The 13,371-nt window shown below is 68.8% G+C and carries 17 protein-coding genes; 5 read left to right on the top strand and 12 right to left on the bottom strand.

The window, feature by feature from the left end; genetic code table 11:
• Positions 1–29 precede the first annotated feature (29 nt).
• From der to IWC96_RS05570, 7 genes are all read right to left on the bottom strand, one after another.
• Complete coding sequence (gene der / locus IWC96_RS05600; RefSeq protein WP_021696538.1) at positions 30–1,646, bottom strand: ribosome biogenesis GTPase Der; 1,617 nt, start codon at positions 1,644–1,646, stop codon at positions 30–32.
• A gap of 25 nt (positions 1,647–1,671) precedes the next feature.
• Complete coding sequence (locus IWC96_RS05595; RefSeq protein ID WP_045318773.1) at positions 1,672–3,042, bottom strand: PQQ-like beta-propeller repeat protein; 1,371 nt, start codon at positions 3,040–3,042, stop codon at positions 1,672–1,674.
• Between the two features lie 28 nt (positions 3,043–3,070).
• Positions 3,071–3,847, bottom strand: a complete 777-nt coding sequence (locus IWC96_RS05590; RefSeq protein ID WP_021696540.1) for a tetratricopeptide repeat protein — start codon at positions 3,845–3,847, stop codon at positions 3,071–3,073.
• A gap of 119 nt (positions 3,848–3,966) precedes the next feature.
• On the bottom strand, positions 3,967–4,797 hold the full coding sequence (gene panB, locus IWC96_RS05585) for a 3-methyl-2-oxobutanoate hydroxymethyltransferase (RefSeq protein ID WP_021696541.1): 831 nt from the start codon (positions 4,795–4,797) through the stop codon (positions 3,967–3,969).
• Positions 4,797–5,252, bottom strand: coding sequence for a hypothetical protein (locus IWC96_RS05580; RefSeq protein WP_196838562.1), 456 nt, complete (start codon positions 5,250–5,252; stop codon positions 4,797–4,799). The genes panB and IWC96_RS05580 overlap by 1 nt, the downstream gene beginning before the upstream one ends.
• A complete protein-coding gene (locus IWC96_RS05575; protein ID WP_021696543.1) occupies positions 5,239–5,799 on the bottom strand; it encodes an RNA polymerase sigma factor in 561 nt (186 codons plus the stop codon). The genes IWC96_RS05580 and IWC96_RS05575 overlap by 14 nt, the downstream gene beginning before the upstream one ends.
• A gap of 27 nt (positions 5,800–5,826) precedes the next feature.
• Entirely contained in the window at positions 5,827–6,216 is a 390-nt protein-coding gene (locus IWC96_RS05570) for a DUF6249 domain-containing protein (protein WP_045318764.1), read from the bottom strand.
• 364 nt (positions 6,217–6,580) lie between these two features.
• Here IWC96_RS05570 and IWC96_RS05565 point away from each other — a divergent pair, with 364 nt between their 5' ends.
• Positions 6,581–7,396 carry an endonuclease/exonuclease/phosphatase family protein gene (locus IWC96_RS05565; protein WP_021696545.1) on the top strand — a complete coding sequence of 272 codons (816 nt, stop codon included), beginning with the start codon at positions 6,581–6,583 and terminating at the stop codon, positions 7,394–7,396.
• Here the strand turns inward: IWC96_RS05565 and IWC96_RS05560 are convergent.
• From IWC96_RS05560 to IWC96_RS05550, 3 genes are read right to left on the bottom strand one after another with little or no spacing between them, the layout of a single operon-like run.
• Positions 7,393–7,698, bottom strand: coding sequence for a hypothetical protein (locus IWC96_RS05560; protein WP_021696546.1), 306 nt, complete (start codon positions 7,696–7,698; stop codon positions 7,393–7,395). The genes IWC96_RS05565 and IWC96_RS05560 overlap by 4 nt on opposite strands.
• Positions 7,691–8,224 carry an RNA polymerase sigma factor gene (locus tag IWC96_RS05555; RefSeq protein WP_021696547.1) on the bottom strand — a complete coding sequence of 178 codons (534 nt, stop codon included), beginning with the start codon at positions 8,222–8,224 and terminating at the stop codon, positions 7,691–7,693. The genes IWC96_RS05560 and IWC96_RS05555 overlap by 8 nt, the downstream gene beginning before the upstream one ends.
• A gap of 27 nt (positions 8,225–8,251) precedes the next feature.
• Positions 8,252–8,677, bottom strand: a complete 426-nt coding sequence (locus IWC96_RS05550) for a hypothetical protein (protein WP_021696548.1) — start codon at positions 8,675–8,677, stop codon at positions 8,252–8,254.
• Positions 8,678–8,783: 106 nt separating this feature from the next.
• Between IWC96_RS05550 and IWC96_RS05545 the strand changes: the two genes are divergently transcribed.
• Complete coding sequence (locus IWC96_RS05545) at positions 8,784–8,981, top strand: hypothetical protein (protein WP_021696549.1); 198 nt, start codon at positions 8,784–8,786, stop codon at positions 8,979–8,981.
• A gap of 9 nt (positions 8,982–8,990) precedes the next feature.
• On the opposite strand, the gene IWC96_RS05540 is transcribed toward IWC96_RS05545, so the two are convergent.
• Together IWC96_RS05540 and IWC96_RS05535 are read right to left on the bottom strand one after the other, a co-directional pair.
• Complete coding sequence (locus tag IWC96_RS05540) at positions 8,991–9,344, bottom strand: ArsC family reductase (RefSeq protein WP_021696550.1); 354 nt, start codon at positions 9,342–9,344, stop codon at positions 8,991–8,993.
• Between the two features lie 95 nt (positions 9,345–9,439).
• On the bottom strand, positions 9,440–11,620 hold the full coding sequence (locus IWC96_RS05535; protein WP_021696551.1) for a TonB-dependent receptor domain-containing protein: 2,181 nt from the start codon (positions 11,618–11,620) through the stop codon (positions 9,440–9,442).
• A gap of 194 nt (positions 11,621–11,814) precedes the next feature.
• Between IWC96_RS05535 and IWC96_RS05530 the strand changes: the two genes are divergently transcribed.
• The 3 genes from IWC96_RS05530 to IWC96_RS05520 form a co-directional block, all read left to right on the top strand.
• Positions 11,815–12,465: a PepSY-associated TM helix domain-containing protein gene (locus IWC96_RS05530; RefSeq protein ID WP_196838561.1), complete on the top strand. Its 651-nt coding sequence runs from the start codon at positions 11,815–11,817 to the stop codon at positions 12,463–12,465.
• 11 nt (positions 12,466–12,476) lie between these two features.
• Positions 12,477–12,989 carry a DUF2271 domain-containing protein gene (locus IWC96_RS05525; protein WP_021696553.1) on the top strand — a complete coding sequence of 171 codons (513 nt, stop codon included), beginning with the start codon at positions 12,477–12,479 and terminating at the stop codon, positions 12,987–12,989.
• A gap of 19 nt (positions 12,990–13,008) precedes the next feature.
• Positions 13,009–13,371 (top strand): DUF4198 domain-containing protein (locus tag IWC96_RS05520; protein WP_196838560.1); only part of this gene is annotated, 363 nt, incomplete at its 3' end.

Genomic DNA, 13,371 nt, shown 5'->3' with positions numbered 1-13,371 from the left:
GCACGCGACAGGCGCTCAAGCGCCCGCCGTCACCGCTTCGGCTTCGACGGTCCGCCGGTGCGGATGCGGCCCGAGCGGGACACCTGACGGGCCCCGCCCCGCGCGCGCTTGCCGGGGATGGACGCGGCCTTGGCCTTTGAGGCCGCGCGCTGCTTGGCCTTGAGCACCGTGGGCCTCGGCGGGGCGGCCTTCTTGGCCGGCGCATTGCCGGGCAGGCCCCTGGCGGACTCCTTCGCCTCCTCGGCCTTCTGGGCCTTGGTCACGCGGCGCGGCGCGGTCTTGGCGTCGCCCTTGGGCCGGCTCGGTCCGCCTGAGCCGTCCACGAACGGATTGGCGCCCGACTTGGCGGTCAGCCGCATGGGCGTGCCGGGCAGGTCGAAGCTCTCGCGCAGGCTGTTGATCAGATAGCGCTTGTACTGCTCCGGCATCTGCGACGCCCGGTTCGCGAACATGACGAAGGTGGGCGGGCGCGCCTTGGTCTGGGCGATGTATTTGGGCTTGATGCGGCGGCCGTCCACGGCGGGCGGCGGGTGGCGCTGCACGGCCAGGGCCAGCCAGTCGTTCAGATCCCGCGTCTTGACCTTCACCGACCAGGTGTCGTGGGCCTTCAGGATGGCGGGCATCAGCCGCTCCACCCCGCGCCCGTTGTGCGCCGACAGGGCCACGAAGGGCGCGCCCTTCAGCTGGGGCAGCATGCGGTCGGCGGTTTCCTTCAGCGACGCCATGCGGGACTGGGGCTCTTCCTCCAGATCCCATTTGGAGATCACATAGATCAGCGCCCGACCCTCGCGCTCGACCAGGTCGGCCAGCTGCAGGTCCTGGGTGTCGAAGGCGTTCTCCCGGTCCATGACCAGCACCACCACCTCGGCGAAGGTGATGGCGCGGATGGTGTCGGCCACCGACAGCTTCTCCAGCTTCTCCTGCACCCGCGCCTTGCGCCGCATGCCTGCGGTGTCCACCAGGCGGATATTACGGCCCTCGTAGGTCCAGTCCACCGAGATGGAGTCGCGGGTGATCCCCGCCTCCGGTCCCGTCAGCAGACGATCCTCGCCCAGCAGGCGGTTGATCAGGGTGGACTTGCCGGCATTGGGTCGGCCGATGATGGCCACGCGGATGGGCTTTTCGGCCTCTTCCTGCTCGGCCACCTCGATATCGCGGCTGGCCTTGACGATCGCGGCGTACAGATCGGCCATGCCCTCGCCGTGCTCGGCGGAGATGGCCACGGGCTCGCCGAAGCCCAGCCCATGGGCCTCGCCCACGCCGCCGCCGCTCTCGCGGCTTTCGGACTTGTTGGCCAGAAGCACGACCGGCGTCTCGTGACGCCTCAGATGGTCGGCGAAGATGCGGTCGAGCGCGGTGACCCCCTCGCGGGCGTCCATCATGAACAGGATCAGCTCGGCGTCATCCAGCGCCGCCTCGGTCTGTTCGCGCATGCGCGATTCCAGACTGTCGTCGGTGACGTCCTCATAGCCCGCCGTGTCGATCAGGGTCAGATCGATGTCGCCGATGTTGCCGTCCGCATAGCGACGGTCGCGCGTCACCCCCGGCCGGTCATCGACCAGGGCGAGCCGCTTTCCCACCAGCCTGTTGAACAGGGTGGACTTGCCCACATTGGGGCGACCGACGATAGCGACCTTGAGGGCCATGAGAACGTTATAGGCCCTTTTCAGGTCAGCGGATGCTGACCAGCTGACCGTTGTCGGTCACGACATAGAGAGCGCCGTTGTAGGCGATGGGGGCGATATAGGCCGGCGCGCCCAGGTTCAGACTGGCGACCTCCTGGCCCGTCTTGTGGTCATAGGCCACGGCCTGGCCGTCGGAGTTGACCAGGATCAGACGGTTGGACGCCAGGATCGGTCCGCTCCACACCGGACGAACCGTGCGCTTGCCCACGCCGAAGAACAGACCGCCCTCGGTGCGCGTGCGGCCCTCGTTGATGTCGCGGATCCAGTAGACCTGGCCGTCCTGGCGGTTGATGACGGTCAGTTCGCCGGCCTTGGAGACCGCATAGACCACATCGCCCGCCACCCAGGGCGCGTTGACGCCGGTCAGGGGCAGTTGCCAGGCGGGCTGGCCGGTGCGCACGTCCATGGCGCTGATCAGGCCGGAGTGGCTGACCGCATAGACCACGCCGCGGCTGATGGCCGGACGTCCGGCGATGTCGCGGATCTCCGACAGGGCGTTGGTGCGGCTGGTGCGCGACAGGACCTGGGTCCACAGTTCCTGGCCGTTGGCGGCGCGAAGGGCCACCACCTCGCCGGAGGAGAACGGCGCGATGACCGTGTCGCCCGTCACCGCCGGGCTCGAGGCCCGCATCAGGCGCGCGGGCTCGGAAATGGCCTGATAGGACCACGTCATGGCGCCCGTCGCCGCGTCCATGGCCACGACCTGATTGTCCACGTCCACGGCGAAGACGCGGCCGCCCGACACGGTCGGAGCGCCGTGAATGGGCGCGTCGAACTGGGTGGTCCACTCGACGGCGCCCGTGCGGGCGTTCAGGCCCGCCGCCAGGCGGTAGCCCGAGGTCACGAAGACCCGATCGCCGGAGACGGCCACGCCGCCGCCGAACGCCCGGTCACGCCCCTCGGGACGAAGATTGGTCTGCCACAGGATCTGGCCGGTGTTCGCATCGACGGCGCTGACCCGGGCCTCGCCGTCCATGACATAGATGCGGCCGTCCGCGGCCACGGGCGTCGCCGTCACCTGGGTCGTCCGCGACGCACCCTGACCGATGTCGCGACGCCAGGCGACGGTGAACTCCGGCGCGGCGATCACATGCTCCAGCGACTGCTCGACATTGCCCCCGGGGACGGGCCAGGCGTTGATGGCCTGGGGTCCCGGCACGAAAAAATCACGCCCGGACAGGGCGGTGCTGGGCGAGAGCCTCTGCTCGAACTCGAGGATCGACACGCGCTCGCCCGCCGAAGCGACCGATGAGGGGGCGTCGTCGCCGCCGAACGGCCAGAGGCGCTGTGCGGTCGAGCAGGAGGCCACCGTCACGGCCAGGCCGCAGACCAGGGCGATCTTCAGGGGTTGGGACATGGAGCGCATGCTGGATTTCGATCCTGGATTACGGCTGAACGGCCGGTTGTTCGGGAGCGCCCTGGGCCTGACCTTGGGCCTGGGCCTGCGCTTGAACCTGACCGACATCGGGCTGGGGCATTTCCGCCTGGGCCCGGACGATTTCCGCCAGGGAGGCGGCGACGCCCGAATCGATGGCGTCCTGGACCAGCTGGGCGCGCTGACGCACCACGTCCGGCACATCCTGGCCGAGCGCCAGAAGGGCGAACACCGGGCGCGCCTCGGCGACCTGACCGTGCTGGATGCGGGCCAGCCCCTGGGCCTCACGGGCATAGGCGCTGAACGGACGATTCTCTTCGGCGATGGGGGCCAGACGCTCCTCGATCTCTTCCAGGGGCGCGCTGTCCATCAGCAGGTAGACGGCCTTGAGGCGCGCCAGGTCCGAGATCAGCGGCTGGCCAGAGGCGCCGGCGGCTTCATCGAACAGGGCCACGGCCTCGTCGGTCTCGCCGTTGCCGAGCGCGATGCCCGCCCGCTGCTGCAGGGCCAGGGCCTTGTAGCCGCCCGATCCCGTATCGACCGCCTCGATGAAGGCGGCGTCGGCGGCGGCGGCGTCGCCCTCGCTCAGGGCCTGCATGCCGCGGTCATAATGCGTGGCCGCGGTTTCCGCGCGGCCGGTCTGCCAGGACTGCCAGCCCCACCAGGCCAGGGCGGCGACCAGCGCCAGCACCAGAGCCCCGGCCACCCACGGACCCCAGGTCCGGACCAGGCGGCGGTATCGTTCGGAGCGGAGCTCCTCCTCGACCTCTTCGAAGACATCGACCACTTAAAGACAGGCTCCCCGGGACACGCTGGCTGTGCGGTCCGCGTGAAAGCGCGGCCGCTGACAATTTCGGCGCGACCCTAAAGGCTTGGCGCGCCGCCCGCAACGCGGACGAACCGGGTTCAGACCGGCTTTTTGGAGAAGTAGGTCTCGACTTGGGCGGGAAAACGGCGCGCCCTGACATCTTCGGCGTAGCTTTTCGCCGCGCGGGTGATTTCACCGCGCAGATCGGCGTAGCGGCGCACGAACTTCGGCGACCAGTCGAACATGCCCAGCATGTCGTTGACCACCAGGATCTGGCCGTCGCAGGCGGCGGAGGCGCCGATGCCGATGGTGGGCTTGTCGATGGCCAGGGTGATCTCGGCGGCAAGCCCCTCGGCCACGCCTTCAATGACCACGGCGAAGGCCCCGGCGTCGGCGGTGGCCTCGGCCTCGCTCATGACCCGGAGGCGCTCGTCCTCGGTCTTGCCCTTGGCCTTGAAGCCGCCCTCGTTCAGCACGGCCTGCGGCCGCAGGCCCACGTGGCCCATGACCGGAATGCCCCGCTGGACCAGATATTCGATGGTCTGGGGCACGGTGGGGCCGCTTTCCAGCTTCACCCCCTGGGCGCCCGTCTCCTTCATCACGCGGGCGCAGTTCTGATAGGCGAGCTCCTTGCCGCCCTCATAGCTGCCGAAGGGCATGTCGATGACCACCATGGCCTGACGAGCGCCCCGCATCACCGCCTGGCCGTGCAGGATCATCATGTCCAGCGTCACGCCGACCGTATTGGGCAGGCCGTGCACCACCATGCCCACGCTGTCGCCCACCAGCAGCAGGTCGCAGTGAGAATCCAGCAGCTCGGCCGTCGGCGCGTCATAGGCGGTCAGGCAGACGATCGGCTCCCCGCCCTTGCGCGCAAGGATGTCGGGGGCGTGCAGCCGCTTGACCGGCTCCTGCTTTTGAGAAGACATCAGACCTCGTTCGCCAGCTTCATGCCCGCCATGACCGCCGCCGCGATCAGCAGCGCCGCCATGGCCCAGAACATCTGCATACCCCCTAGGGCGGCGAAATCGAAATTGACACCCAGATCATTCAGCCCGCTCTGGGCTGCCTGGGCCTGGGCGGTCAGGGCGCCGACGCCGGCGTCCATCAATCCGGGGTTTTCGGGCAGCGAGGCGGCGGCGGCCGAAAACCCCGTGGTCGTCGGCTCGCTGCCGGCGTTGAAGCTCAGATTGGACCCGAGCGTCTCCCGCACGGCCACCACCCCGCCGATCAGACCCGCCGCGCCGATGACCACCGTGCGCATGCGCGACCCGGACGCCAGGCGCTTCTCCACGCCCCGCGCGAAGTCGGCGGAGTCGGACATCGGCGGCGTCTCGCGGAACAGCCGCTCGATGAAAGGGTCGAATTCGTCAGGCGCGGACATCAGCCGCCCTCCCGAGGTTGTCCGGTTCCGGCGAAAGCCGGGCGCGGAGTTTATCCAGACCACGTTTGACATGTGATTTCACGGTCCCAAGTGGCGTATTCAAGGCGGCGGCGATCTCGGGGTGCGAGAGACCGGCGCCGTGACACAGTGAGACACACAGTCTCTCGATGTCGGTGAGGCCTTTCAGCGCCTCGTCCAGGTCCATGCGACTGGCCTGATCGGCGTGGATCGGCTCTTCCGCAGGCGCTTCGGTTTCAGAGACATAGCGCGCCTCCTTCGCCTTGCGCTTGAGATAGAGCCGCGCCGCGATCCGCTTGACCCAGGCTCCGAAGGCGCCCTCGCCCCGGAACTCGGCGCATTTCTCGAACGCCTGGATGAAGGCGTCCTGCGCGACGTCGTCGGCGGTGGCCGGATCGGCGCCCATGCGGCGCAGCAGCGCCCGGACCGCCGAGCCGTGCCTGCGCACCAGCTCGCCGAACTCCCGACGTCCGCCGGCCGCCGCCAGTGCGGCCAGCTCCACGTCGTGAAGGTCGATTGGATTGGACATGGCGTTCCCCTGTCTTCAGACGCCGGTTCAGCCCTTGTTCTTGTTGAAGAAGCTCAGGATGATGAACGCCAGGCCGATGAAGCCGGGGATCGCGCAGAGCCCGCCCATGACATAGAAGATCTCGCTGTCGCCGTCGGCGTAGCTGAGGCCCCAGCCAGCGGCCGCGATGCCGACGGCCACCGCCAGCCAGATCACCCCCACCCGCAGGTCGCGCGCCGCCGACGGCACGGTCTTGGCCGCGTCCTGGCTGAGGGCGTCGATGACCTCGGGCGGCAGCGCCTGTCCCTTTTCGATGGCGGTCCGCAGCGTCTGTTGCATTTCACGCCGGTCGCGGCTCTTCAGCCAGGCGGGGATGGCGATGATGGCGACGACCATGAGGAAAGGCGCCAGGGGGATGAGTATCTCGAAACCTTGCATGGCTTGGTCCTTCTTGAAGCGGGAGCGACCTCTCGCCGCGCCCTTCTGATCACAGGAGGCGGCAGCCGAAGCGAACGGATGCGCGAACCGACGTGAAATCTTCGTAAGGTGACGGGGTCATCAGGCGTCCCTCCCCGGAACCTTGACCGTCGTTCATATCCCGATCCGGCCGTGTTGAGGATTTTTTCGCGCCCGCCTTTCCACACGGGTTAGTCTCAACGTCACCCCCAACCGAGGCGGCGGCGCGATTTCAGACAATTCAGACTATTCAGACCCTGTTTTTTCGCCCCGGAGTCTGAAAACAGGCTCATCCGGATCGCACGCCGCCCCGCCACGCTCGTCCCTGCCTGCTTTCGGATCGATCATGCCCAACCGTCGCCGCCTCCTGGTCCTCGCCGCCGCCCTGCCCCTCGCCGCCTGCGTCTCGGTCCCTGCCGCCGACAGCACCGCCGAATTGACGGTGGTCACCTTCAACATCTGGCACGACATGGGCGACTGGCCGGAGCGGCGGCCCCTTGTCATCGCGGCCCTGCGCGACGTGGACGCCGACGTCATCGCGCTGCAGGAGGTCCTGCAGGACGCCGATCTGCCCAATCAGGCCGAGGACATCGCCCGGGCTCTTGGCGGCTATTCGGTCCACTTCGTCTCGGTCGATCCGCCGGGACAGGCGCGCCGCTACGGCAACGCCGTCCTCACTCGCCTGCCCGTGCTGGAGACCGGTGAACGACGGCTGCGCCCGCTCGAGGACTCGCGCACCCTGGCCACCGTGCGGGTCTCGGTGAACGGCCGGCCGGTCCGGATCGCGGCCACCCACCTGCACCACACCCCTGAGGGCGGCGCCCTGCGGGACAGCCAGGTCACCGACGTGCTGGCGGCGATCGGGCCGCAGAACGAGGCCCCCATCATCCTTCTGGGTGACTTCAATGCTCCCGCAGAAGCACCTGAATTCAAAAGCATCCGCGATGGATTTACTGACGCCCTGCAAAGCGCCGACCCGGCCGCCGCCGCCCGCTCCACCCTGGTCACGGACCACGGCCACCGGTCCAAGCGCATCGACCACATCTTCGTTCAGCGTGGACGGTTCGACATCCTGTCCGCGCGCCTGGCCGCCGACCAGCCCGTGGCCGGTGTCTGGCCCTCCGACCATGTGGCGGTCGTCGCGCGCCTGCGCGTGCGCTAGCGGGCCAGCCGCCGCGCGCCCATCAGGCTGACCGCCAGCAGGATCGCCGTCCCGCCGAGTATCGCGGCGGGAAGGACCAGGCTGTCCGCCAGGTCCGCCACGGACGGGCCCAGCACCGGCTGGAGCGCCCAGGCCAGCAGCCCGGCCACCCCCGCCCAGGGCGCCGCCGCCCCGACCCGCGCCCAGGCCCGGCGGCGGGCCACGCGCTGCATGACCTCGGCTGAGAACACGGGGTCGCGGGCAGGCGGCGCCTGGTCCGCGAACAGGGCGGCCAGTTTCTGTTCCGGGGTCAACTCAGCCATCCGATCCTCCGAGCGCCTGAAGCAGTTTCGCGCGCCCACGCCCCACATGGGACTTCACCGTGCCCAGGGGCAAGCCCAGGGCCGTCGCCGCCTCGCCGTGCGACCAGCCCTCGGCCAGGCACAGGGCGACGCAGGCGCGTTCGTCCGGGGCCAGGGCGGTCATGGCGGTCTCCATGGCCATGCGATCCTCCGGGGCCACGCCCGGCGGCGGCGCGCTCGCCTCCAGCCACGCCGCATCTCGCGCCTCGGCCCGGCGCCGGCCCCGCATCCGGTCCCGCGCCTTGCGCCAGGCGATGCCGCACAGCCACGGACGAACCCCGGCCGCGTCGTTCAGCGACCGCAGCGACGTCCAGGCGGTGAGGAACACCTCCTGCGCCACATCGTCCGCCTCGGCCCGGTCGCCGTTCAGAACACGCCTCAGAAAGCCGCGCACCACGCCCTGATGCCTGGCCACGAGACGCGCGAAGGCGGCGTCCGACCCCGCGCGGGCCGCCGCCACCAACTCGGTGTCGTTGTCGAACGCCATCTCGCCCCCGCGCCGTGACCGCGACCGTCAGGAGCCGCCTCGCCGCGTGGTCAGGGCCGAGATCAGGGCCCAGACCGCCACCGCCGCCATGGTCAGGGCGACGATCGTGAAAGGGAAACGGACTCCCATGTCGGCGCCGAACACCTGGGGCATGTAGGCCGCGATGCCGAAGCCCGCACCGATCACGCCGAACAGACCGACCAGTGACCAGTAGTTCGTGGGATTGGCCGAACCATACGAGGCGCTGCCCCACATCTCCGCGTCGGAATCGATGGGCTTGTCCAGCACCTTCATCAGTTCGGGCGGCACTTCCTTGCCGCTGTCGGCATAGCGGCGAACGATATCCAGGGTCGCGCGCTGACGCCGGTAGTTGAGCCAGCTGGACCAGCCCGAATAGGCGAACCAGCCCAGGGGAAACAGCAGCCACCAGTAGCTGCGGAACAGGTCTTCCATCTCTCATCCCTCCGATTGCGCGGCGATCATCGCCCGCTTTCCCCCCGTAGTCGCCGCCGATATGCTGGATGGATGCACGAACCGATGATTATTCCGAGAGGCGCCCGTGAACCCCGCTGAACGCCGCCGCCTGATGTATCGCGGCTTCGGCCTGTTCGCCGTCATCCTGGGCCTGTCGGGCGCCACCAATGCGTCGGTGATGCTGGTCTCTGGCGCGCCGCTGGTCGATGAGGCGCAATTGCTGGTCCCTGCCCTGCTCCTGGTGGGTCTGGGCGGATGGCTGTGGTGGAAGTCCCGGGCCTGAGCCCGGCGCTCAAGCCGTGGCGAACGCCGCTTCATAGATCTCGGGCTTGAAGCCCACGATGCGGCGGTCGCCCAGGTCCAGCACCGGGCGCTTGATCATGGACGGCTGGGCCAGCATCAGGGCGATGGCCCGGTCCTGATCCAGATCCGCCCGGTCCGCCTCCGGCAACTTGCGGAAGGTGGTCCCGGCGCGGTTCAGCACCGTCTCCCACCCATGCTCGTCGCACCACCGTTCCAGCGACGCGCGGTCGATCCCGACCTTCTTGTAGTCGTGGAAGACGTAGTCCACGCCCCGGCCCTCAAGCCAGGTGCGCGCCTTCTTGACCGTGTCGCAGTTGGGAATGCCGTAGAGGGTCGGGGTCATCTGGGCTCCTGAGGAAAGACTCGCCCCGAACGACTAAGGGGTCCGGCCACCGCGTGGCCAGACCCCCCGGTCTCAATTCCCGATGATCGCGTGGATCAGAAGTCCACGTTCACCGACAGCCACAGGCGCCGCGGCTCCTGATTGTTGGCGTACAGATTCGTGTAGCTGATCGCCCCGGTGCCGGTGTTGCTGACATAGGACCCGTAGCTGACGAAGTCCTCGTCCAGCAGGTTGTAGATCGTGGCGTTGACCGACACGCTGTCCGTCACCCGGTACGAACCGCCCAGGTGGAACACCTCATAGGCCCGGTAGTCGCCCCAGGTGGCCTTGGCCGTGCTGGTGGCGCTGTCCTCGCTGCGATAGCGGTCGCTGCGGTACTCGCCCCGCAGCCACAGGTTCAGGCGGTCCGTGGCGCGCCAGCGCAGGGCCGCGTTCACCATGTGCTCCGGCGTATTGTAGAGGGGCAGGCCCGCGCCCTCACCGCTCTTCTGCTCGCTGTCGGTGTAGGTGTAGTTGCCGTTCAGCGACCAGGCGTCGGCGATGTTCCAGCGGAACGACGCCTCCACGCCCCGGGTCACGGCCTCGTCCACATTGATCGACTGGCCATAGGTCTCCACCGCCGGCCAGTAGCCGTAGTCCGAGCAATCCGGGAAGGCGGTGACGCCGGCGTTGTAGTCCGCCTCGCTCAGCCCGAACGAGCAGTTCAGCAGGCCCGGACCGCTGGCGATCTTGTCGTCAAAGCTGTTGTGGAAGATCACCACATTGGCGCGGAAATTGTCGCGATTGTCGTAGAACACCCCGAACTCGCTCGAGGTCGAGGTTTCAGGCTGCAGCGACGGCGTGCCGATGGTGGGACGGGTGCCCTGGCCGGTGAAACCGGTGATTCCCTCGGCGATCTGATCCAGCCGCGGCGTCTTGAAGCCCTGGCTGACCCCGCCCTTGAGGGTCCAGTTGTCGGTGGCGTTCCACACCACATAGGCGCGCGGGCTGACCTGGTCGCCGAAGGTGGAGTGGTCGTCGTAGCGAACCCCCAGCGTCAGGGCCAGGTTGTCGGCGAACCGCCACTCGTCCTCGGCGAACAGGGCCCATTGCTCGTGGGTGTAGGGCGCGGGCGCCACGCCGTCGACCATCTCGGCGTCCCAGAACTGACCGCCCACGGTCGTGGTGTGGTTGCGCCAGCGGGTGAACAGCTTGGTGTCGAAGAGGGTGTTGGTCGCTTCAAGCACACGCGGGTCGCCCGCCTCGCGGTCCGTGCCCGGCACGTCGTCCGGCAGGATCCGGCCGAGGGTCTCGCGGGTGCTGCGCGACAGGGTGCTCTGGAGCTCGCCGAACGGCAGCCGCCAGTCGTGGGCCAGCACGAATTCCTCCTGGTTGAACCGCTGCTCCGGGCCGTAGCCGCGCGTGCCCAGGGTGCCCAGCTGGGCGTTGCTGTTGTCGTACCACTGACGCTGGATGTCGGCGTCGAGATAGAGCTCATGGTCCGGATGGGGCGTGACGTTCAGCCGGGCGCCCAGCGACCAGATCTCGTTCTCCACCGGGCTCGGCCCGCGCTCGCTGACGATGGCCGTGCCGCCGTCGTCCAGTTCATAGGTCAGGCTGGACGCCTCACGTGTCGAATAGCGACCGCGCAGGGCCAGGCCGAGCAGGTCCGTGACGACCGGCCCCTGGGCGTAGAAATTGGCGCCGTAGATATTGCCGAACTGGCTGTCGCTCTGGAACGTGCCGTCTGCGGCGAACGAGCCCGCCCATTCGCCGCCCGTGCGGCGGGTGATGATGTTGACCACGCCGCCCATGGCGTCCGAGCCATACAGGGTCGACACCGGTCCCCGCACCACCTCGATGCGCTCGATGGCCGACATGGGCGGGATGAAGCTGGACGAGGTCTCGCCGAATCCGTTGGGCGTCACATTGCCGGCCGCGTTCTGGCGACGACCGTCCACCAGCACCAGGGTGTAGTCGCTGGGCATGCCGCGGATGGAGATGTTCAGCCCGCCGGTCTTGCCGGCGGCGGCGCCCACATCGACGCCCTCCACATTCGCCAGGGCCTCGGCCAGACTCTGGTAGCGGGTTTCCTGCAGCTGCGCGCGTGACAGCACGCTGATCGAGGCCGGAGCCTGCTCCACCCGTTGCTCGAAGCCCGAGGCGGTCACCACCACCGCATCCACCTCGGTCACCGGCGCGTCCGACGCCTCGTCCGCCAGCGCCAGACCGGGCGCCGAGACGACGGCGGCCGCCGTCATCAGAAGGGTTCGAGACGAGAAACGGCGGTTGAACATGGTGGAGCGCCCCTGGGAGTGAGTTGAGAACGGCTCTCATAAACAGGTGCGAACGAGACGCAACAAAATTGATAACGATTATCATATGAACTTTTGCAACAGCGTTCCGCATTGCAAAAAAACCGCTCTTGCAAATCGTTATCACTTCATGCCAATGCCGGAGACCCTGTTCCCGCTTCGGATTCCCCGCCTTCATGTCGACCTCTGCCACAGCCGCGCGGCCCGCCGCCGCCCTGAACGCCCGACGGTCGTTCTGGCTGAAGCAGCTGCACCAGTGGCACTGGATCAGCGCGGGCCTCAGCCTGGTGGGCATGATCCTCTTCGCGGTCACGGGGATCACCCTGAACCATGCGGCCCAGATCCCCGCCGAGCCCGTGACGGTGGAACAGACCGCCGTCCTGCCCGCGCCCATGCTGTCGCGACTGGAAGCCTTGGGCGCGGAGACCACCGATCCCCTGCCCGGCGCCGTGGCGCGCTGGCTCGACGGGGAACTGGGCGTGTCGACGGCGGGCAAGCCCACCGAGACCATCGATGTGGAGGTCTATGTGGCCCTGCCCGCGCCGGGCGGCGACAGCTGGCTGACCATCGACCGGGCCACCGGCGACGTGCTGCACGAACAGACCACCAATGGCTGGATCGCCTACCTCAACGACCTGCACAAGGGCCGCAACACCGGCGTGGTCTGGGCCTGGTTCATCGACATCTTCGCGGGCGCCTGCGTGGTGTTCTGCCTCACGGGCCTGGCCCTGCTGTGGCTGCACGCGCGCGGCCGCCCGTCCACCTGGCCTCTGGTGGGCCTGGGGCTTCTGATCCCGCTCATCATCGCCCTGATCTTCATTCACTGACGAGTTTGCCCATGCGCGTCCTTCCCCTCGCCCTCGCCGCCGCCGGCGCCGCCGCCTCACCGGCCATGGCCGCCGACCTGAACGTGTCGGTGGAGATCCCGCGCATCGCCACGGCCTCGTACCACCGGCCCTATGTGGCGGTGTGGATCGAGCGGGCGGACCGCACCTCCGTCGGCACCCTGGCGGTCTGGTACGACACCGCCCTGCCTGCGGGCGAAGGCAAGGACTGGCTCAAGGACATGCGCACCTGGTGGCGCCGCGAGGGCCGCGCCATGACCCTGCCCGCCGACGGCGTGTCCAGCGCCACCCGCGCGCCGGGCCGCCACAGCCTGACCTTCAGTGGCTCCCGCGGCGCGCTGCGCAACCTGCCCGCCGGCCAGTACACCCTGGTGGTCGAGGCCGCCCGCGAACTGGGCGGCCGCGAGGAGGTGCGCGTGCCCTTCCGCTGGGGCGCCGCCTCGCCCGCCGCCACCCAGCGCGGCTCGTCCGAACTGGGCGCCGTCACTGTCTCCGTCACCCGATAAGCTGTTCAGGATCACCGCCATGAAGAAGACCGTCTTCGCCCTCGCCGCCCTGGCCGTCGTGGCCGCCCCGCTGGCCGCCCAGGCCCACCGCGCCTGGATGGCGCCGTCGTCCACCGTGCTGTCCGGCTCGGACGGCTGGATTTCCGTGGACGCGGGCATGTCCAACGGCGTGTTCATCCCCGACCACGCGGCCATGCGGCTGGACGGCCTGATCATCACCGCCCCGGACGGTTCGGTGGTCTCGGCCGAGAACGAGCACCGCGCCCGCTACCGCTCCACCTTCGACGTGCACCTGACCCAGCCCGGCACGTACAAGATCGCCAATGTCTCGTCGGGCTTCTTCGCCAGCTACACCCTGGACGGCGAGCGCCAGCGCTGGCGC

Origin of the sequence: Brevundimonas sp. BAL450, assembly GCF_015767455.1 — a bacterium.
In the GTDB taxonomy this organism is placed as follows: Bacteria; Pseudomonadota; Alphaproteobacteria; order Caulobacterales; family Caulobacteraceae; genus Brevundimonas; species Brevundimonas abyssalis.
The sequence above is the reverse complement of the archived record's forward strand: the minus strand, read 5'-3'. Positions and strand labels throughout refer to the sequence as shown.

Bases quoted from the DNA above. Each gene is read 5' to 3' on its own strand.
- der (WP_021696538.1), bottom strand. From the start codon at position 1,646: ATGGCCCTCAAGGTCGCTATCGTCGGTCGCCCCAATGTGGGCAAGTCC.
- IWC96_RS05595 (WP_045318773.1), bottom strand. From the start codon at position 3,042: ATGTCCCAACCCCTGAAGATCGCCCTGGTCTGCGGCCTGGCCGTGACG.
- panB (WP_021696541.1), bottom strand. From the start codon at position 4,797: ATGTCTTCTCAAAAGCAGGAGCCGGTCAAGCGGCTGCACGCCCCCGAC.
- IWC96_RS05580 (WP_196838562.1), bottom strand. From the start codon at position 5,252: ATGTCCGCGCCTGACGAATTCGACCCTTTCATCGAGCGGCTGTTCCGC.
- IWC96_RS05575 (WP_021696543.1), bottom strand. From the start codon at position 5,799: ATGTCCAATCCAATCGACCTTCACGACGTGGAGCTGGCCGCACTGGCG.
- IWC96_RS05570 (WP_045318764.1), bottom strand. From the start codon at position 6,216: ATGCAAGGTTTCGAGATACTCATCCCCCTGGCGCCTTTCCTCATGGTC.
- IWC96_RS05565 (WP_021696545.1), top strand. From the start codon at position 6,581: ATGCCCAACCGTCGCCGCCTCCTGGTCCTCGCCGCCGCCCTGCCCCTC.
- IWC96_RS05560 (WP_021696546.1), bottom strand. From the start codon at position 7,698: ATGGCTGAGTTGACCCCGGAACAGAAACTGGCCGCCCTGTTCGCGGAC.
- IWC96_RS05555 (WP_021696547.1), bottom strand. From the start codon at position 8,224: ATGGCGTTCGACAACGACACCGAGTTGGTGGCGGCGGCCCGCGCGGGG.
- IWC96_RS05550 (WP_021696548.1), bottom strand. From the start codon at position 8,677: ATGGAAGACCTGTTCCGCAGCTACTGGTGGCTGCTGTTTCCCCTGGGC.
- IWC96_RS05540 (WP_021696550.1), bottom strand. From the start codon at position 9,344: ATGACCCCGACCCTCTACGGCATTCCCAACTGCGACACGGTCAAGAAG.
- IWC96_RS05535 (WP_021696551.1), bottom strand. From the start codon at position 11,620: ATGTTCAACCGCCGTTTCTCGTCTCGAACCCTTCTGATGACGGCGGCC.
- IWC96_RS05530 (WP_196838561.1), top strand. From the start codon at position 11,815: ATGTCGACCTCTGCCACAGCCGCGCGGCCCGCCGCCGCCCTGAACGCC.
- IWC96_RS05525 (WP_021696553.1), top strand. From the start codon at position 12,477: ATGCGCGTCCTTCCCCTCGCCCTCGCCGCCGCCGGCGCCGCCGCCTCA.